Raw genomic sequence first — 18,807 nt, 5'->3', positions numbered from 1 at the left:
TCGATCAATCGGTCAATCGATTAATCAGTTTCTTACTCGGTGGTCGAGAACACGAACGAGAACTCCACCGGCTCCGCCTTCAGGAAGTACTGCGGCAGCGGACCCGGACCGCAGGACTGCGAGCCGATGCCGTGCAGCCCGTGGTCGAGGTTGACCCACACCGTGTCCCCGGCCGTGAGGTCCGAGCGGTGCCGGGCGGCGTCGAGCTGCTCGGTCGTCCAGCGCCGCGCGGTGAACCAGAACTCCGGGTCCCCCTCGATCCGCAGACCGCCGAGCTCGACCCAGCGCACATCGGCACGGGCGCCGTTCTCCTGCGGACGGAGGTACGGCGTCTGCAGCCCGTCCACCGTCGACTGCCAGCGGCCTGTCATGGACGCCGTCCTGGTGTCCGGGTAGGCCTCGCCGGGACCGCCGCCGAACCACTCCACCCGGTCCGCCTCGGGCAGTCCGAAGCGCACGCCGAGCCGGGGCAGCGGCACCGTCCAGTCGCCCTCCGGCGTCACGGACACGCTCAGCCGCAGCCGCTCACCGTCGGACGTCCAGCGGTACACCGTGTCCAGACCCACCTCGCGGGCGGCGGGCGCCACCCGGGTCCGCACCGTCAGCGCGTCGTCGCCCGCCTCGACGGAGACCAGGCGGTGCCTCATCCGGTGCAGGCCGAGCGTGCGCCACAGCATCCCGTAGCGGGTGTCGGTCTGCCACTCGGCGCCGTCGTCGTTGTCGGTCGTCGCCCGCCACACGTCCAGCCGCGGTGCCGCACCGACCTCCACCCCGCCGATCGACAGCAGCGCACCGGTACGGGCGTCGAACCCGGCCGGGCCGAGCGTGATCCGGTCGCCGTCGCGCACGGGCCGGTCGGTCGCGGGGAACGACGGCAGCGGCCGCGCCCCCACGGCGAACTGGCCCCAGGCCACCACGTGCCCCTTCGCGGCCCAGGACGTGTCGTCCGCGAGCAGGGCCCGCACCGTCCACTGCCGCTCGCCGCCCCGGCCGTCCGCGGGCGGTTCCGGCAGCTTCACCTCGGCGCTCTCGCCCGGCGCGAGCGCCGGCACCGCGAGCGAACCCGACTCGACGGTCTCGCCGTCCACCTGGCAGGACCACTCGAAGGCCAGCGCGGACAGGTCGGCGAAGTCGTGCTTGTTGGTGACCCGCACGGTGCCGTTGGTGCCGTCGCCCTCGATCAGGACCGGCTCGATGACCTTCTTGTACTCGATCAGGCCCGGCGAAGGCGTCCGGTCCGGGAAGATCAGTCCGTCGCACACGAAGTTGCCGTCGTGCAGCTCCTCGCCGAAGTCACCGCCGTAGGCGTAGCCCAGCTCCGCGTGCTCGATACCGTGGTCGATCCACTCCCAGATGAATCCGCCCTGGAGCCGCTCGTGCTTCTCGAACAGCTCCTGGTAGTCGGCCAGACCGCCGGGGCCGTTGCCCATGGCGTGGCCGTACTCGCACTGGATGAAGGGCAGTTCGCGGCGCTTGTGCGTACCGCCGTCGAGCCGCTGCCCGATCTTGGCGACCTCCTCGTGGGAGGCGTACATCCGCGAGTAGACGTCCGTGTCGCGGCAGTTCCAGTCGCCCTCGTAGTGCACCAGCCGCTCGGGGTCGCGGCCGTGGATCCACTCCGCCATGGCGGTGAGCCCGCGGCCGGTGCCGGCCTCGTTGCCCAGCGACCAGAACACGATCGACGGGTGGTTCTTGTCCCGCTCGACCATGCGCGCGGCCCGGTCCAGCAGGGCCGGGGTCCAGCGCTCGTCATCGACCGGGTTGTCCCGCCAGTCCTGCTCGACGAAGCCGTGGGTCTCCAGGTCGCACTCGTCGATGACCCACAGGCCGTACTCGTCGCACAGGTCCAGGAAGGCCGGGTGCGGCGGGTAGTGCGAGGTGCGCACCGCGTTGAGGTTGTGCCGCTTCATCAGCAGCACGTCCTCACGCATGGTCTCCAGGTCGAGCGCTCGGCCGTGCCGGGGGTGCCACTCGTGCCGGTTGACGCCCCGGAACAGGATCGCCCTGCCGTTGACCTTGACGAGCCCGTCCTCCAGGGCGACGGTACGGAAACCGATCCGCAGCGGCACCCGCTCCCCGTCCGTGGCCAGCACACCGTCGTACAGCTTCGGCGTCTCGGCGGTCCACGGCTCGACGACGACCGTGACCGGCTCGCCGGTGGCGACATCGATGTCCAGGGCGGGGACGGTCACCCGCCCGTCGACGTCGGAGTCGACGCGCAGGGTGCCCTCGCCGGTGGTGTGGTCGTAGGAGGCGTGCACGAAGAAGTCGACCGCGCTGCCCGCCGGGCGGTGCAGCAGCGTCACGTCACGGAAGATGCCCGGCAGCCACCACTGGTCCTGGTCCTCCAGGTACGACCCCGCCGACCACTGGTGAACGCGCACCGCGAGCACGTTGCGGCCGGGCTTCAGCAGCTCACCGACCGTGAACTCGTGCGCCAGACGGGATCCCTTGAACTCGCCCAGCTCCGTGCCGTTCAGCCAGACGCGGGCGCACGACTCGACACCGTCGAAGCGCAGCACCGCACCGCCGTCCGAGGGCCAGTCGCTCGGCAGGTCGAACACGCGCAGGTGGTCACCGGTCGGGTTCTCCGTCGGGACGTACGGCGGGTCCACCGGGAAGGGGTAGAGGTGGTTGGTGTAGATCGGGGAGCCGAACGCCCCGTCGCCCTGGAGGACCCAGTGCCCGGGGACCGTCACCTCGGCCCAGTTTCCGGCGTCGAAATCCTCCGCGGCGAACGAGTCGTCCTCGGCGTCCGCGGTGGCCGACACCCGCAGGCGCCAGCTGCCGTTCAGCGACAGGGACCGCGCGTCGGAGGACGCGTACCAGGCGCGGGGCGGCAAGGACCCGCTGCCCGGGGAGACGTCCTCGACGTAATCGACGGATGGGGTCGTGCGGTAAGACATCGGTCTCCTAGCTCAGCCCTTGATGCCGGTCTGTGCGATCCCCTGCACCAGCCAGCGCTGGAGGAAGAGGAAGACGAAGACCAGGGGCAGGATGGATACGGCCGTGGCCATGAAGATCATGTGGAACACGACGGTCTGGTTGGTCATGTAACTGGACAGCGCGACCTGCACCGTCCAGGAACCGGGGTCCTGGCCGATGACCAGAGGCCACAGGAAGGCGTTCCAGCCGTTGATGAAGGTGATGGTCGCCATCGCCGCGAAGAAGTTCAGCGAGTTCGGCACTACGACGCGCCAGTATGCGCCGAAGTAGCCCAGCCCGTCCATGCGTGCCGCCTCCTCCAGTTCCTTGGGGAACCCCAGGAAGTACTGCCGGAACAGGAAGCAGGTGAAACCACTGAACAGCCCGGGAATGATCAGACCCCGGTAGGTGTCGACCCAGCCGAGTGAGGAGACCAGCACGAAGCTCGGGACGAAGGTGACCGCGGTCGGGACCATCAGGGTCCCCAGGACGGCGTAGAAGACCTTGTTGGCGTGCTTGTAGGGGATGCGGGCCAGACCGTAACCGGCGAGGGAGCACACCAGCAGGACGCCGACGGTGTGCAGGGTGGCCACGACCGCCGAGTTCCACAGGGACTGGGCGAAGGGGACCGTCTCGTCGGTGAACAGCTCCTTGATGTTCCCCCACTGGATGTCCGTGGGGAAGAACTTCCAGTTCTCTCCGGTGATCTCGGCGTCCGTGGAGAGGGCGTTGCGGACGAGGATGTAGAACGGGACCAGGAACAGGAAGGCGGCGACGCCGGTGGCGATGTAGAGGCCGGTGGAGCTCATCACGCCGCCGGAGCGCCTGACCCGGCTGGGCGCGTCCGGTGCCGGCGCGGCCTTGCGCACCTTGGTCATGGTGGTGGTCACTTGGACTCGTCACCCCTTCCGAAGCCCATGATCTTGCCCTGGAGCAGGGTCACGGCACAGATCAGCACGGTCAGGATGAGTGCGCCCGCGCTGCCGGCGCCGTAGTCCTGGCTTTCGCCCAGAGCCTTGTAGTACAGCTCGACGAGGGGCGGACGTCCCCAGGTGGTCTTCGACAGCAGGTTGAAGAACTCGTCGAAGGCCTGGTAGGCGGCGACGAGCAACAGCAGGATCACCGCGGTGGACGTGGCGCGCAGCTGGGGCAGGGTGATGTACCGGAAGGTCTGCCAGCCCGACTTGGCGCCGTCGATGGCGGCGGCCTCGTAGAGCTCGTCCGGGATGTTCTGCAGCGCGGCGATGAAGAGGATCATGTAGAAGCCGGACTGCAGCCACAGCCGGGCGGTCACGATGACCAGCCAGTACCAGGGCGGGTTGGGGTCGATCAGCCAGGCGATGTTCTCGACCCCGAACCAGCCGAGGACCGTGTTCATCAGGCCGAAGCGGACGCCGCTGAAGATGGACATCTTCCAGATGAGCGACGCGGCGACATAGCTGACCGCGGTGGGCAGGAAGAAGACCGAGCGGAAGAACGCCCGCATGAAGCGCATCCGGTTCACCAACAGGGCGAGGCCCAGCGACAGCGCCCAGGTGGTGGGCACGATGAACGCGGCGAAGACGGTGAAGGTACCGAGCGAGCCGACGAAGTCGTCGTTCGTCAGCATGTACACGTAGTTGTCGAAGCCGACGAACTCGTCCGGCGTGACGGTGAAACGGGCCTCGAAGAAGCTGAGCCAGAGGCTCCAGAGGATCGGCGCGTAGACGAAGATCGCCAGGCCGATCAGGAACGGCCCGGTGAAGAGCCAGAAGGCGAGGGCGGGGCTGCCCCGCAGGCCCCGCCGCGGCTTGGCCGGTGAGGCCTTCGCCGAGGCGGAGCCCGCGAGGGCGGGCTCGGTGGTGGTCGACATGTCGTGGTCCGTCCCGCGGCCTATCCGAACAGCTTCTTGAGCTCGCGGTTGACGGCCGCGTCGGCCTTGTCGAGGGCCTTCTCCGGGTCCATGCTCTTGCGGACGGAGTTGGCGAAGACGTCCTCGAGGGCGGTGATCATCGCCTGGGTCCAGCCGATGTTGTCGAAGTGGCCGAACTCGTTGAAGAGCTTGACGCCCTCAGCGGCGTTGCCCGACTTGAGCTTGTCGGCGGTCTTGGCGAGCGAGGTGCGCGGCGGGATGTGGAAGCCGTAGGAGGTGGCCCAGTCCTCCTGGTACTGCTTCTGGTCGATCCACAGCCACTTCACGTACTCCTTGGCCGCGTCGACGTCCTTGCCCTTGGCGTTGACGAACATCGACCAGCCGCCGTTGTAGACGGACTGCTTGCCGGAGTCGACGGTCTTCGGGAAGGGGAAGACGCCCCAGTCGTCGCCGAGCGCGTCCTGGATGGCCGGCATCGCCCACATGCCGCAGAACTGGATGGCGCACAGGCCCTGGTTGAACGAGGACGGGTCCCAGGACTCGGTCGGGGCGCCGAGGAGGAGGTCGCCGCTGGTGAACAGCTTGCGCATCTTCTTGATGCCCTCGACGACGCCGGGGGTGTGGTAGGCGATCTCGTTCTTCTCGTTGAGGGTGTCCGCACCGGCCGACCAGATCATCGGGTTGATCACCGAGTGCAGGTCGTTGCCCATGTACAGGCCCTTGACCTTGCCGGTGGTGAGCTTGGCCGCGGCCTCCATCAGCTCGTCCAGCGTGGTCGGCACCTCGACCTTGGCCTTCTCCAGCATCGACTTGCGGTAGAAGAAGAACTGCGGGTCGTCGATCATGCGGACGCCGTATATCTTCCCGTCGACCGTGTGCGACTTGATGTCGGCCGGGTTGAAGTCGTCCTTGACCGGGTCGATGATGTCGGTCAGGTCCGCCACCTGGCCGCTCTTCACCATCTGGATCTGCGGGTGGAACTCGAACAGGTCCGGCGCGCTCTTGGTGAGCAGGGACGAGAACAGCTTGCTCTCGTAGTCGGCGCTGGTGATCCACTGCGTGGTCACGTTGGCCTTCTTGTACGCCTTCGCGTACTTCTTGATGGCCTGCTCGGTGCCCGCCTCACCGTACGCGTGGAACATCTGCGTCAGGTTGGTGCCCGAACCGGAGCCGCCGCCCCGGCCGTTGTTGCCGCCGCACGCGGCCAGTCCGCCCGCGGCGGCCAGGCCCATCGCGGCCCGCAGTACGTTCCGGCGGTCCCAGTTCATGTTGCTCGATGCCGACATGCTGACGTCCTTGTCTCGAGTGCGGCTGCGGCTCTGCGGCTCACTGCCTGATGGCTCACGGCCCGAAGGCTCGCGCCAGATGGCTCAAAGAGAGGTGCGGTGCGGGACGCTAGAGCTTCGGCTAAGGCTTCGGCAAGGGGTTGGACGAAGTCTGTGCGAAGCGTTGCATCACGTTCGCGATTTCGAACGAGGGGGAGGGGTGGAGGAGTTGGTTCCGCCGTTACGAGGGTGGGGTGGTGGTACGGCTCCGCACGGGGGCGGCGCGTTTGCCGTTCTTCTGCCCGACGGTCTGCAGCGCGCCTTCGAGCGCGAACGTCGCCGCGCCGAGGCACACCGGGTCGGTGGGGATCGGGGAGAGGACGACCTCCGTGGCGGCCAGCGGCCGCGGCAACGCGTGCCGGGTCACGGCCTCGCGCACCTCGTGCAGCAGCGGCTCGCCCAGGGTGCGGGCCACCCAGCTGCTCAGCACGACGATCTCGGGGTTGAACAGGTTGACCAGGTCCGCGACGCCGGCGCCCAGATAGCGGGCGGTGTCGTGGACGATCCGGCGCGCCACGGGGTCGTCCGCCGCCACCCCGCGGGCCAGGGCGTCGATGGTCGCCGTCTGGTCGTCGGCGTGCAGCAGCGGGCTGTCGGGAGCGAGCTCGCGCAGGTTCTGCATGATGCCGCGTGCGCCGACGTAGGTCTCCACGCACCCGTGGTTGCCGCAGCGGCACGGCCGCCCGTCCAGCACCATCGTGGTGTGGCCCCACTCGCCGGCGCTGTTGCTGACCCCCCGGTGCAGTCCGCCGCCCAGGACGAGTCCGGCGCCCACGCCGGTGCCCAGGTTGACCACCACCGCGTTCCCGCGCCCGCGCGCGGCCCCGAACCACAGCTCGGCGACCGCGCTGGCGCGCAGCGGGTTGTCCAGGTACAGCGGGTAGGCGATGTGCTCGGTGAGCAGGTCGAGGAGCGGTACGTCGTGCCAGTCCCAGTTGGGCGCGTACTCGGAGACGCCGGTCGCGCGGTCCACCTGCCCCGGCACGCTCACCCCGACGCCCAGCACCCGGGCGCCCTCGATGCCGGCCTGCGTCACGACCGAACCGACGGCGGTGACCACATGCCCGACCACCTGCTCGGGCAGGCTCTCGCCGGGCCGGACGTCCTCCTCGGCGCGGGCCAGCACGTTCAGCCCGAGATCGAACAGCTCGACGTGGACGTAGGTCTCGGCGATGTCGACGCCGATCAGCGCGCCGCCCGAGGCGTTGACGGCGACCAGGCCCCGGGGGCGGCCGCCCGCGGAGTCCTCGAAACCGACCTCGGTGATCATGCGCAGGTCGAGCAGCTCGCCGACGAGGGTGGCGACCGTCGCGAGGCTGAGCCCCGTGGCGGCCGCCAGCTCCTGCCGTGACGTGGGTGACTCCGCGATGATCTGGCGCAGCACCTCGTAGCGGTTCGCGGTGCGGATGTCACGTGATGTGCGCTTCACCGGGGTGCCCCATTCCTTCCCAGACCGGCCGGGCCGGATCGACGTCGGCACCGGCGCGGCGCAAGGCTATGGGCTGCCGGGACTTTCGACAAGGGGTTTGGAAAGGGGCTTTATAAAGTGCCCGCCCGGTGAGGACTGGTGATGGCCGGAGGTGGCCGGAGGTGGCCGGGTGGCCTGGCCATGATGCCTCAGGACGGGTGTGACGGACCCCGGCGGGTCAGTCCGGCTTCCCGGCGGGGCCGCCGGTGCGGTGCGTCGGCACCTCGTCCGGGCGGTCGGCACCGGCGACCGCGGCGGCCAGCTGCCGCTGCACCCGCTCCGGCAGGGTCGTTCCCCCTACCGTGCCCACCAGGTCTCCGGCCAGATCGTGCAGTTTGGTGTTGGTGTTCTGGGAGGTCCTGACCAGCACACTCCAGGCCGCCTCGGGAGTCAGGCCGAAGGAGGCCATCAGGATGCCGCGGGCCAGGTCGATGGTGGGCCGGGTCTGCATGGCACGGCGCAGCTGGGCGACTTCGGCGCGCAGGTCCTGGCCGTCCTCCTCCGGAGGGGCCGTGCCGGACGGGGCCGGGGGCGCGGCGTCCTCCGCCCGGCCGGGGCCCGTGAACAGCTCCCGGGTGCCCGTCAGGTCGAGAACGCGCTCGACCGCGACCCCGCAGGAGCGGACGGTGACCGACTTGCCCTGATCGACGGCGCGGGCGTGCAGGTCCAGCAGGGCGTTGAGGCCGGAGCAGTCGCAGAACCCGACGGCGTCCAGACGCAGGTCCATGCCGCCGCCCGACAGGGTGAGCATGTCGTACAGCTCGGGCAGCAACCGCCGGCTGCCCAGGTCCAGCTCACCCCACATCGTCACGGTCATCCGGTCGCCGTCCGGAACGACGTCCATGGTCGCCATGCAGGGCGGGATCGCCGCCGGCGCACTGCCTCCCGCCGCGGGCGCGGCGTCTTCCCGGGTGTGAGACCGCGCAGCGTACGCAGGCTCCGGCATGGCCCTGTTCTCCCTCGTCCGTTCGCCTTGCCCTCGCTTCCAGCGTTGCCTCTCTACCCCACGACCGTCAACCAATACATGAAACGCAGTACGTGTTTTTGGGTGCGTGAATGTTCTGTCGCTAGAGTTGGAGCATGGATGGAGTGCCCGAGCCACACACCGGATGGACGTTCCTCACCAACCATGCGCGTGTGCTGGCTGCCATTGCCGACAACCACAGTGCTCGTATCCGGGACATAGCGGCCCACTGCCGCCTCACCGAACGAGCCGTGCAGAAGATCATCGCCGACCTGGAGCACGACGGGTACCTCTCCCATACGCGCGAGGGGCGTTCCAACGCGTACCGGATCGACCCCGGCAAGGTGCTGCGCCACCCGGCCGAGGCGGGACTGACCGTCGCGTCCCTGATGTCCCTGCTCGTCAAGGACGAGGTCGACCGCGCCACGACCACCGCCACCCGCACCCGCCCGCACGCCGCGACATGACCGCGGGCCCACCGCACGTCGTGGCCTGACGCGGGCGGGCCCGTACGCCGCCACCCGAAGAGTCCGCTGCGCGGAGCGACCCGAGTGGCCCCCGGCGCCGATCCGCACCCGGTGGGCGACGGCTCGCCCCCACGCCCCCGCCTACGCGAGCACATCCCGTACGAAGGTGTTGGCGAACTTCCCCCGCGGGTCCAGCTCCCGCGCCAGTGCCCGGAAGTCGCCGAGGCGCGGGTACAGCTCGCGCAGGGCCGGAGTGGGCAGGGTGAACACCTTGCCCCAGTGCGGGCGGGCCCCGAACGGGGCCAGCGCCGCCTCGACCCGCCGCACCACCGGCAGGACCGCCCGCGTGTCCTCGACCCAGGTGAAGTGCGCCGCGACGGTGTCCCGCCCGTGCGAGGGGCTCAGCCACTGGTCGTCACCGGCGACCGTGCGCACCTCGCAGGTCTGCAGGACGGGGGCGACGTGTTCCCGGATCGCGTCCAGCGCGTGCAGCATCTCCACGGCGTACCCGCGCGGCAGCAGGTACTCCGACTGCAGCTCCGCCCCGCTGCTCGGCACGAACTCCGCGCGGAAGTGCGGCAGCCGCTGGTGCCACGGCCCCGGCACACCGAACTGCTCCGTGCAGTTGACGGCGGGCATGCCCGGCACCGGATGCATCTTCTCCGTGGCGGGAGCCGCCCACGGGAAGGCGGGCAGCGGCTGGTCCGTACGCCGCTTCAGCCACACCTGCCCGAATCCCGGCTCGCGCCAGTCGGTGAACAGGCTGACGCTGTACCCCGTCGCCATCACCGTCTCGAACACCCCGGAGTCCAGCCCCTCCAGGGGCAGCCCGGTGAACACGTGCTGCTCGACCTCGAAGGCCGGCTCCAGGTCCAGGGTGAGCGCGGTGACCACGCCGAGCGCGCCGAGTGAGGTGACGGCCCCGCCGAACCGCTCCTCGTCCCGGCCTATGGTCACCACCGAGCCGTCGGCCGTGACCAGCTCGACCTCACGCACGGAGGCCGAGAGCGGGCCGTTGAGCACCCCCGAGCCGTGTGTTCCGGTCGCGACAGACCCGGCCACCGAGATGTGCGGCAGGGACGCCATGTTGTGCAGCGCGAGTCCCTGCCCGTGGACCCGGCGGGCCAGTTCCGCGTAGCGCACACCGCCGCCGACCCGGACCGTGCGGGCCACCGTGTCGATCTCCACCCGAGGAGGCAGGTCCGCCAGCGACAGCAGGACGCCGTCGGGGCCGGGTTCGGCGATCTCGTTGAACGAGTGCCCGCTGCCCAGGACCCGCACCCGGTCGCTGTCCGCGACCAGTGCTCGCAGCGCGGTCGGCGAGGCGGGCCGGTGGAGCTCCTTGGCCGCGTAGGTGATGTTGCCCGCCCAGTTGGTCACGGTCGCGTTCATCCGTCGTCCTTCCCCGAGACAGCGGGGACAGGAAAGCCCCCCGGGCGGAACGTACCCCGGTCGGCGTCCGTTGCCGCCGCCGTTCGTACCGGCCTACGGTAGAGACCTTAGAGAGCGGTTTCTGTCCCTGGTGGCCGTTCCAGCAGCGTCCCCGAGCCGGAAGGTCACCTCCTTGAGTCAGCGCCCCCAGGCACTGTTCGCCCTGGATGCCGAGAACGTGCCGCAGGTCTTCCCGCCCGAGGTGCTGGCACGGTTGCGGAAGTCCCTGGACATCGATCCGGACCTCGTGGCCCGGGACTTCGCCGACCCGCGCGTCCGGGACGCGCTGGCCCGGACCGAGGTCCTGGTGACCGGCTGGGGATGCCCCCGGATCGACGAGACGGTGCTCGACGCCGCTCCCCGGCTGCGGGCGGTGCTGCACTCGGCGGGTTCCGTGAAGTCCTTCGCCACCCACGCCCTGTGGGAGCGGGGCATCGCCGTCTCCTCGGCCGCCGTCGCCAACGCGCTGCCGGTCGCCGAGTACACCCTCGCCATGATCCTGCTCGCCGGGAAGGACGTCCTCGCCGCCCGCGACCGGATGCGCACGGACCGCCCCTCCACCGGCTGGGGTGTCGTCCCCGGCATCGGCAACCACGGCCGCCGGGTCGGTGTCATCGGCGCCTCCCGCATCGGCCGCCGCGTCCTCGAACTGCTCCGCCCCTTCGACCTGCGCCCCGTCCTCACCGACCCCTACGTCGACGAACGCGGAGCCGCCGCCCTCGGCGTCCCCCTGCTGCCCCTGGACGAGCTGCTGCGCACGTCCGGCATCGTCACCGTGCACGCCCCCGAGACGCCCGAGACCCACCACATGATCGGCCGCCGCGAGCTGGCCCTGATGCCCGACGGAGCCGTGCTGATCAACACCGCCCGCGGTGCGCTGGTCGACCACGACGCCCTCGTGGCCGAACTGCGCACCGGGCGCCTGACCGCGATCCTCGACGTCACCGACCCCGAGCCGCTCCCCGCCGACTCGCCCCTCTACGACCTGCCCGGCGCCTTCATCACCCCCCACCTTGCCGGCTCCCAGGGCAACGAGCTGGCCCGGCTCGGCCTCACGGTCGCGCAGGAGGCGGAACGGCTGCTGGCCGGCGAGCAGCCGGCGCACGCGGTCGACTGGGCGGCACTGGAGCGCGAAGCCTGACGATCACCGCAGGACAGAGGGTGACGAACGGGGCATTCCACCGGCTCGGGGGGACCCGGGTACCGGCCCCGCGCACCCAGGGGCATACCGTGAGGAGTCGTACGTCCGAACCGGGAGGAGAGACGGGATGGGCAGCCGTACCGCGCTGGTCGAGGATCTGATGGAGCGGTTCCCGCACGTACCGCGGGAGGCCGTCTTCAAGGAGGACCTGCTCCGCGGCGGCGTCGCCTTCGACCCGTCCGCGCTCAGCGACAACGAGGGCGGCGAGGTCAAGCCGAAGTCGTACTTCATCTTCTCCTTCGACCACGGCACCCTGCCCGAGCTGGGCGAGGCCGCGCTGCGCCGCCCGCCCGAGGAGATCATCCTCACCGGCGGCCCCTACGACCTGCGCCGCACCGTCGTCTCGGTGCGCGTGAACCCGTCCTCGCCGTACCGCGTCGCCGCGAACGACGACGGCATGCTCGGTCTCTACCTCGACGGCAAGCGCATCTCCGACGTCGGAGTGCCGCCGATGCCCGAGTACTACCGGCACACCCTCGCCAACGGGAAGTCGGTCATGGAGGTGGCCCCGACCATCCAGTGGGGCTACCTGATCTACCTGACCGCGTTCCGCGTGTGCCAGTACTTCGGTGCCAAGGAGGAGTGCCAGTACTGCGACATCAACCACAACTGGCGCCAGCACAAGGCGGCGGGCCGCCCGTACACGGGAGTGAAGGACGTCGACGAGGTCCTCGAGGCGCTCGAGATCATCGACAAGTACGACACCGCGAAGGTGTCCACCGCGTACACGCTCACCGGTGGCGCGATCACGTCGAAGGTCCAGGGCCTGGACGAGGCGGACTTCTACGGGCGGTACGCCAAGGCCATCGAGGAGCACTTCCCGGGCCGCTGGATCGGCAAGGTCGTCGCCCAGGCGCTGCCCAAGGACGACGTCCAGCGCTTCAAGGACTACGGGGTGCAGATCTACCACCCCAACTACGAGGTCTGGGACGAGTACCTGTTCAAGATGTACTGCCCGGGCAAGGAGCGGTACGTCGGCCGGGACGAGTGGCACAAGCGGATCCTCGACTCGGCCGAGATCTTCGGGGCGCGCAACGTCATCCCCAACTTCGTGGCGGGCGTGGAGATGGCCGAGCCGTTCGGCTTCAAGACGGTCGACGAGGCCATCGACTCCACCACCGAGGGCCTGCGCTTCTTCATGTCGCACGGCATCACGCCCCGCTTCACCACCTGGTGCCCGGAGCCGACCACGCCGCTCGGCAAGGCCAACCCGCAGGGCGCGCCGCTGGAGTACCACATCCGCCTGCTCCAGGCCTACCGGCAGACCATGGAGGACTTCGGTCTCTCCTCGCCCCCCGGCTACGGCCCGCCCGGCGCCGGCAACGCGGTCTTCTCGGTCAGCTCCTTCATGGACAGCCTCCCGGCCGACGCACCCACCGCCGTTTGATAACGCTTCGATGACAACGCCCCTCCGTACGAGGCGGCGTCGAGTCGCAGGGCGGCCGCACCCGTATGACACTCCGAGGCCGGAGCTATGGGGTGACGCCGCCCTGTCCTGATATCCGAACAGGGCGCTTGTCAGTTGTGTGGGAGGCGTGAAAAGCTCTTGCACTGCCGCGAGGTTCCCCCCAACTACAACACCGATGTGGTGAGTTGACCTCGCTCGTGGATGCAGGAGACCCATGCCCGACCTGCCGACCCCTCAGGACGCCACCGAGGCCGCGCTGTTCTCCGAGTGCTGGGACGCGGTCCTCGCGTACGCGGACCTGTGCACGTCCGGTTCCACGGCCGCCGCACAGCTCGGCCGCGAGGCGTTCGCGCACGGCGTGCGCGAGGCCCGGGCCGCCGAGACCGGCCAGGTCCGCGGCACCGCCCGCCGCCCTGCCCGGCTGCCCCGCATACCCCTGCTGCTGACCTCGGTACGCACCACGGCAGCGGCCTGGGAGGAGGCGGGACAGGGCCACAAACTCGACCCCGACCTGCGCCTGTGGCTCAACTCGGACGCGGCCGCCCGCTACACCGGCCCGCCCCTGCAGCGCCCGCTCGCGCTGCGCGGCCTGCGCGACCTGCAGCAGCCGGACGCCGAACTGCTCTGGTTCGCCGAGGTGGAGGCGCTGCCGCTGCCCCTGGTCGCCCGCCGCCTGGGACTCGATCCGGCCGGCGCCGCCGAGGAACTCCAGCAGGTGCGCACCCTGTTCCGGGACCGCTGCCACCGCAACCACCTCGACACGCCCATGGACGGCCGGTGCCGCAGCTACGCCCGCCTGCTGGACGCCGTCACCCGCTCCTCCGCCGCCGAGGCCCCCGGCGACCTCTCCCGCCACCTCGCCACCTGCGTGCAGTGCGCCGAGGCCGCCGCCTGTCTGCGCCTGCACGGCGGCGCCCTGCCCGGGGCGCTGGCCGGCGGCGTGATCGGCTGGGGAGGCCTCGCCTACCTGGAGCGCCGCCGCCGCGCCGCCGAGGTGCGGCTCGGTGCCGGCCGGCCCGGCTCGGCGGACAGGACGGGCGCGGAACCGGAGGACGGCGAACAGAAGGCGCGCGTCGCCCGCAACGGCCTCCTCGTCGCCGCGGTCCTGGTCTCCGTGCTGGCCCTCGGGGTCTCCCTGATGCCCTTCGGCGGCGACGGCGACGACCTCGGCGCACCCGGCGGCGACCGGCAGCCGGTGGCCGACAGCGCTCCGCCCCTGCCGTCCGCCCCGTCCCTGCCGCCCGCGACGTCGCAACCGGCCGACCGGAACACCCCGACCTCGAAGCGGCCGGAGAAGTCCCGCAAGCCGGAGGACAAGAACCGCCACACCGAACCGCAGGGCACCTCCTCGCCCACCGACCGGGCCGAACCCGACGAGAACGAGGAACCCGTCTGCAGGGTCGAGTACGACCTGGTCAACCAGTGGCCCGACGGCTTCCAGGCCACCGTCACCGTCACCAGCACCCGGCCCCTCGACGCCTGGCGCGTCGCCTGGTCGTTCCGGGACGGCCAGCAGGTCGGCCAGATGTGGGACGCCTCCGTCTCCCAGGACGGCTCCCGCGTCAGCGCCACGGCCGCCGACTACAACAAGTCGGTCCCCGCGGGCGGCGACCTGGCCTTCGGCTTCCTGGCCTCCTGGCGCGGCAAGAACTCCGCGCCCTACGACTTCGAGCTGAACGGCCAGGCCTGTGTGAAAAGCGGTTGACGCACCCGCGTCACGGCGGGATACCGTGACGTCGGTTCCGCGCACACCGCGGTTCCGTGCACGGGTTCCGTGCGGAGCGAAGTACCGAGCGACGAGGAGGTGTCGACCGATGGCTGTCATTGCGATGAGCGCTGCCCGCATCCAGTTCATGAAGTCCACCTCCATGGCCGCCGGCTGATCCGACCGACCGTCGGGCCGGGGCCGACCTCGGAAGGGTCACCCTTGTCTTCCTCCTCTGCTTCATCCGTTTCCTCCGCGCTCACCCCCTACGGCTGGGACGACGCCTGGGCCGAGGCGTTCGCCCCGTACGAGGCCGAAGGGCTGCTGCCCGGCCGGGTCGTGCGGGTCGACCGCGGGCAGTGCGACGTCGTCACCGCCGGCGGGATGCTGCGGGCCGACACCGCCTTCGTCACCCCGCACGACCCCCTCCGGGTGGTGTGCACCGGCGACTGGGTCGCCGTCGAACCCGGCGGAAACCCGCGCTACGTGCGCACCTATCTGCCGCGCCGCACCGCCTTCGTCCGCTCCACCTCCTCCCAGCGGTCCGAGGGACAGATCCTCGCGGCCAACGTCGACCACGCCGTCATCGCCGTGTCCCTCGCCCTCGAACTGGACCTTGGGCGCATCGAGCGCTTCCTCGCGCTCTCCTGGGAGTCCGGGGCCCAGCCGGTCGTCGTCCTCACCAAGGCCGACCTCGTGCCGGACGCCGTGACCCTCGCGCACCTCGTCCAGGACGTGGAGACGAGCGCGCCCGGCGTGCCCGTCGTGCCGGTCAGCTCCCAGGAGGGGGACGGGCTCGACGTGCTCGCCGCGATCGTCGGGTGGGGGACGTCCGTCCTGCTCGGTCAGTCCGGCGCGGGCAAGTCGACCCTCGCCAACGCGCTGCTCGGCGAGGACGTCATGGACGTCCAGGCCACCCGCGACGTCGACGGCAAGGGCCGCCACACCACCACCACGCGCAACCTGCTCGCCCTGCCCGGCGGGGGCGTCCTGATCGACACCCCGGGGCTGCGCGGCGTCGGCCTGTGGGACGCCGGGACCGGTGTCGGGCAGGTGTTCTCCGAGATCGAGGAACTGTCCGAGCGGTGCCGCTTCCACGACTGCGCCCACGAGGCGGAGCCGGGATGCGCCGTGCTGGCCGCCATCGACAGCGGTGAGCTGCCGCAGCGCCGGCTGGAGAGCTACCGCAAGCTGCTGCGGGAGAACCAGCGCATCGTCGCCAAGACCGACGCCCGCCTCCGGGCCGAGATCCGCAAGGACTGGAAGCGGAAGGGGGCGATGGGCCGCGCCGCGATGGAGGCGAAGCGGGGAGCGCACTGGCGTGCGTGAAGTTTGCCCCGGCTCGCTCGGGTCCACTGCGGTGGGCGCCCCGCTCACCGCCGTGCGCCCTGCCCAGCGTCGTGTCCGATTCCCGCCAGCGGTCGTGCGGTCGCGGGCGGGAGACTGGACCTGTGACGAACCAGGAAACGGACGAGGACACCAGGTACGAGGCCGTGCGCAGCCGGGACGCCCGTTTCGACGGCGTGTTCTTCTTCGCCGTCGAGACGACCGGCATCTACTGCCGGCCGAGCTGCCCCGCCGTCACCCCGAAGCGGGCCAACGTACGGTTCTTCGCCACGGCCGCCGCCGCGCAGGGCTCGGGCTTCCGGGCCTGCCGGCGGTGCCGCCCGGACGCCGTGCCCGGCTCCGCCGAGTGGAACGTCCGCGCGGACGTGGTCGGCCGGGCCGTCCGGCTGATCGCCGACGGCGTCGTCGACCGGGAGGGCGTCGCCGGGCTCGCCGGACGCCTCGGCTACAGCGCACGGCAGGTCCAGCGGCAGCTCACCGCCGAACTGGGCGCCGGACCGGTCGCGCTCGCCCGGGCCCAGCGGGCCCACACCGCACGCGTCCTGGTGCAGACCACCGAGCTGCCCATCACCGAGATCGCGTTCGCGTCGGGCTTCGCCAGCGTGCGGCAGTTCAACGACACCATGCGGGCGGTGTACGCGTCGACGCCGAGCGAGCTGCGCGCCGCCGCACCCGAACAGGGCCGGGGCCGCCGCACCGCCACCCCTGACGCCGGCATCCCGCTCCGGCTCGCCCACCGCGGCCCCTACCAGGCGGGACCCGTCTTCGACCTGCTGGAACACGAGGCCGTGCCCGGTGTCGAGGAGGTGAGCGGCCCGCCCGGAGCCCGCACCTACCGGCGCACTCTCCGCCTCCCGTACGGCACCGGCATCGTCGCCGTCGACGAACGCCCCGGTACCGCCCGGACCGGGCCCGGCGCCCACCCGGGCGGCTGGCTCGACACCCGGCTGCACCTCACGGACCCGCGCGACCTGACCACAGCCGTCCAGCGGCTGCGGCGGCTGTTCGACCTCGACGCCGACCCGTATGCCGTCGACGAGCGCCTCGCCGCCGACCCCCGGCTCGCACCCCTGGTCGCCGCCCGGCCCGGGCTGCGCTCGCCGGGCACCGCCGACCCGGAGGAACTCGCGGTGCGTGCCCTGACCGGCCGGACGGAGGCGGAACGGCTCGTACGCCGCTACGGCAAGGCGCTCGACGCCCCCTGCGGAAGCCTCACCCACCTCTTCCCCGAGCCGGCCGTGCTGGCCGGGGCCGAGCCCGCCGGTGCCCTCGGGGCGCTCACCGCCGCCCTCGCCGACCAGGCCGTACGCCTCGACCCGGGCGCCGACCGGGACGAGGCCCAGGACGCCCTGCGGGCCGTGCCCGGTCTGGACGCCCGTACCGTCGCCGAGATCCGCGCCCGTGCCCTCGGCGATCCTGACGTGGCCCCGCCCGGCCTCGACGCCCCCGACAACTGGCGCCCCTGGCGCTCATACGCCGTGAACCACCTGCGCGCAGCAGGGGAGTGGGAGTTGCGATGACCTGCCCGACGTACTGGACGAGTGTGCCCGGCCCCCTCGGGCCGCTGCTCCTCACCGCCGCCCCGACCGGCGAGCTGACCTCCCTGTCGGTGCCCGGGCAGAAGGGCGGACGCGAGGTGCGGGACGACTGGCGGCGCGACCCGGGGCCCTTCCGGGAGGCCGAGGAGCAACTCGGCGCGTACTTCGCCGGGGAACTGAAGGAGTTCCGCCTGGCCTGGCGCACCGAGGGCACCGCCTTCCGCGAGAAGGTCTGGGCCGCGCTGGACGACATCCCGTACGGCTCGACGGCCACGTACGGCGAGATCGCCGCGCGCATCGGAGCGCCCCGGGCAGCGGTACGGGCGGTCGGCGGTGCGATCGGGGCGAACCCGCTGCTGGTGGTCCGCCCGTGCCACCGGGTGATCGGGGCGGACGGCGCACTGACCGGATACGCGGGCGGTCTGGACCGCAAGATCCGGCTGCTGACCCACGAGGGGGTGCTGCCGTCCTGAGGCTGCCGGCTCAGCCCCAGAGGACCGCGCCCAGCCAGGCCGCCGCGATCAGCTGGCAGGTGAACAGTTCGGTCAGGATGCCGGAGCCGCCCGCGCGCATGATGGTGCGCAGGGCGGCCATCGCGTCGGTGTGGCGGCCGAGGCGGAACCGTTCGAAGAGGTAGACACCGCCGAGGAAGCCGGGGATCGCGCCGAGGACGGGTATCAGGACGAAGCCCAGGACCGAACCGGCCCCGGCGCAGGCCAGCATGCGCCGGGTGGTGCGGTTCATACGCAGCCGGCGGGGCGGGAGCGCCCAGCGGACGGCCTGGGAGACGAGCAGCAGGACCGTGGCTGCGACCAGCACCCACCAGGCGACGGGCTGCGGATCCTTCAGCGCCCACCACAGGACCGCTGCCCACACCAGCAGCGATCCCGGCATGGCGGGCAGCAGCACTCCGCACAGCCCGAGCAGGATGACCAGCCCGACCAGCAGGAGGTCCCACACTCCCATCTGACCAGACTGCCGGAACACCGGAGAACGCGCAGGTCAGAAGCGTGGACGGGGCCCAGACCCGCAGGTCAGCCACGCGCGCCGCGCCGGGCTCCGCATTTCGCATGACCGTTCTACGGATCACTCGACGTGCCGTTCACCGTCCCTTGGAGGACCGGTTTTTTCCACAAGCCCCGTTTTCATCCGGCTCGTGCGGTGGACAATTACGGG

15 protein-coding genes are annotated in these 18,807 nt (G+C 71.1%); 7 read left to right on the top strand and 8 right to left on the bottom strand.

Annotated elements, in window-relative coordinates; genetic code table 11:
* Positions 1-32: 32 nt before the first annotated feature.
* The 6 genes from ADK65_RS00505 to ADK65_RS00480 all read right to left on the bottom strand — a co-directional run bounded on the left by ADK65_RS00505 (position 33) and on the right by ADK65_RS00480 (position 8,423).
* Entirely contained in the window at positions 33-2,906 is a 2,874-nt protein-coding gene (locus tag ADK65_RS00505; protein ID WP_053667733.1) for a glycoside hydrolase family 2 TIM barrel-domain containing protein, read from the bottom strand.
* A gap of 12 nt (positions 2,907-2,918) precedes the next feature.
* Positions 2,919-3,803, bottom strand: coding sequence for a carbohydrate ABC transporter permease (locus ADK65_RS00500; protein WP_053667999.1), 885 nt, complete (start codon positions 3,801-3,803; stop codon positions 2,919-2,921).
* 8 nt (positions 3,804-3,811) lie between these two features.
* On the bottom strand, positions 3,812-4,777 hold the full coding sequence (locus ADK65_RS00495; RefSeq protein ID WP_053667732.1) for a carbohydrate ABC transporter permease: 966 nt from the start codon (positions 4,775-4,777) through the stop codon (positions 3,812-3,814).
* 20 nt (positions 4,778-4,797) lie between these two features.
* The gene (locus ADK65_RS00490; RefSeq protein ID WP_053667731.1) at positions 4,798-6,063 is read right to left on the bottom strand and encodes an ABC transporter substrate-binding protein; all 1,266 of its coding nucleotides are present in this window, start codon (positions 6,061-6,063) and stop codon (positions 4,798-4,800) included.
* Positions 6,064-6,283: 220 nt separating this feature from the next.
* On the bottom strand, positions 6,284-7,531 hold the full coding sequence (locus tag ADK65_RS00485; protein ID WP_053667730.1) for an ROK family transcriptional regulator: 1,248 nt from the start codon (positions 7,529-7,531) through the stop codon (positions 6,284-6,286).
* Between the two features lie 217 nt (positions 7,532-7,748).
* On the bottom strand, positions 7,749-8,423 hold the full coding sequence (locus ADK65_RS00480; protein ID WP_063787977.1) for an ANTAR domain-containing protein: 675 nt from the start codon (positions 8,421-8,423) through the stop codon (positions 7,749-7,751).
* Between the two features lie 227 nt (positions 8,424-8,650).
* Between ADK65_RS00480 and ADK65_RS00475 the strand changes: the two genes are divergently transcribed.
* Positions 8,651-9,001 carry a helix-turn-helix transcriptional regulator gene (locus ADK65_RS00475; protein WP_053667728.1) on the top strand — a complete coding sequence of 117 codons (351 nt, stop codon included), beginning with the start codon at positions 8,651-8,653 and terminating at the stop codon, positions 8,999-9,001.
* 141 nt (positions 9,002-9,142) lie between these two features.
* On the opposite strand, the gene ADK65_RS00470 is transcribed toward ADK65_RS00475, so the two are convergent.
* A complete protein-coding gene (locus ADK65_RS00470; RefSeq protein WP_053667727.1) occupies positions 9,143-10,393 on the bottom strand; it encodes an FAD-binding protein in 1,251 nt (416 codons plus the stop codon).
* Between the two features lie 172 nt (positions 10,394-10,565).
* Here ADK65_RS00470 and ADK65_RS00465 point away from each other — a divergent pair, with 172 nt between their 5' ends.
* The 6 genes from ADK65_RS00465 to ADK65_RS00440 all read left to right on the top strand — a co-directional run bounded on the left by ADK65_RS00465 (position 10,566) and on the right by ADK65_RS00440 (position 18,104).
* Complete coding sequence (locus ADK65_RS00465; RefSeq protein ID WP_053667726.1) at positions 10,566-11,573, top strand: hydroxyacid dehydrogenase; 1,008 nt, start codon at positions 10,566-10,568, stop codon at positions 11,571-11,573.
* Positions 11,574-11,700: 127 nt separating this feature from the next.
* Positions 11,701-13,020, top strand: coding sequence for a radical SAM protein (locus ADK65_RS00460; RefSeq protein WP_053667725.1), 1,320 nt, complete (start codon positions 11,701-11,703; stop codon positions 13,018-13,020).
* 235 nt (positions 13,021-13,255) lie between these two features.
* A complete protein-coding gene (locus ADK65_RS00455; protein WP_053667724.1) occupies positions 13,256-14,746 on the top strand; it encodes a cellulose-binding domain-containing protein in 1,491 nt (496 codons plus the stop codon).
* Between the two features lie 222 nt (positions 14,747-14,968).
* A complete protein-coding gene (gene rsgA / locus ADK65_RS00450) occupies positions 14,969-16,075 on the top strand; it encodes a ribosome small subunit-dependent GTPase A (protein WP_053667723.1) in 1,107 nt (368 codons plus the stop codon).
* 122 nt (positions 16,076-16,197) lie between these two features.
* The gene (locus tag ADK65_RS00445) at positions 16,198-17,613 is read left to right on the top strand and encodes a DNA-3-methyladenine glycosylase 2 family protein (protein WP_053667722.1); all 1,416 of its coding nucleotides are present in this window, start codon (positions 16,198-16,200) and stop codon (positions 17,611-17,613) included.
* A complete protein-coding gene (locus ADK65_RS00440; RefSeq protein ID WP_053667721.1) occupies positions 17,610-18,104 on the top strand; it encodes a methylated-DNA--[protein]-cysteine S-methyltransferase in 495 nt (164 codons plus the stop codon). Before ADK65_RS00445 ends, ADK65_RS00440 begins: the two co-directional genes overlap by 4 nt.
* A 10-nt stretch (positions 18,105-18,114) precedes the next feature.
* On the opposite strand, the gene ADK65_RS00435 is transcribed toward ADK65_RS00440, so the two are convergent.
* On the bottom strand, positions 18,115-18,597 hold the full coding sequence (locus ADK65_RS00435; RefSeq protein ID WP_053667720.1) for a DUF456 domain-containing protein: 483 nt from the start codon (positions 18,595-18,597) through the stop codon (positions 18,115-18,117).
* Positions 18,598-18,807 lie beyond the last annotated feature (210 nt).

The organism is Streptomyces sp. NRRL B-1140 (assembly GCF_001280065.1).
Classification (GTDB): Bacteria; Actinomycetota; Actinomycetes; order Streptomycetales; family Streptomycetaceae; genus Streptomyces.
Note: the sequence above shows the minus strand (reverse complement) of the source record. Positions and strands in the feature narration are given on the sequence as shown.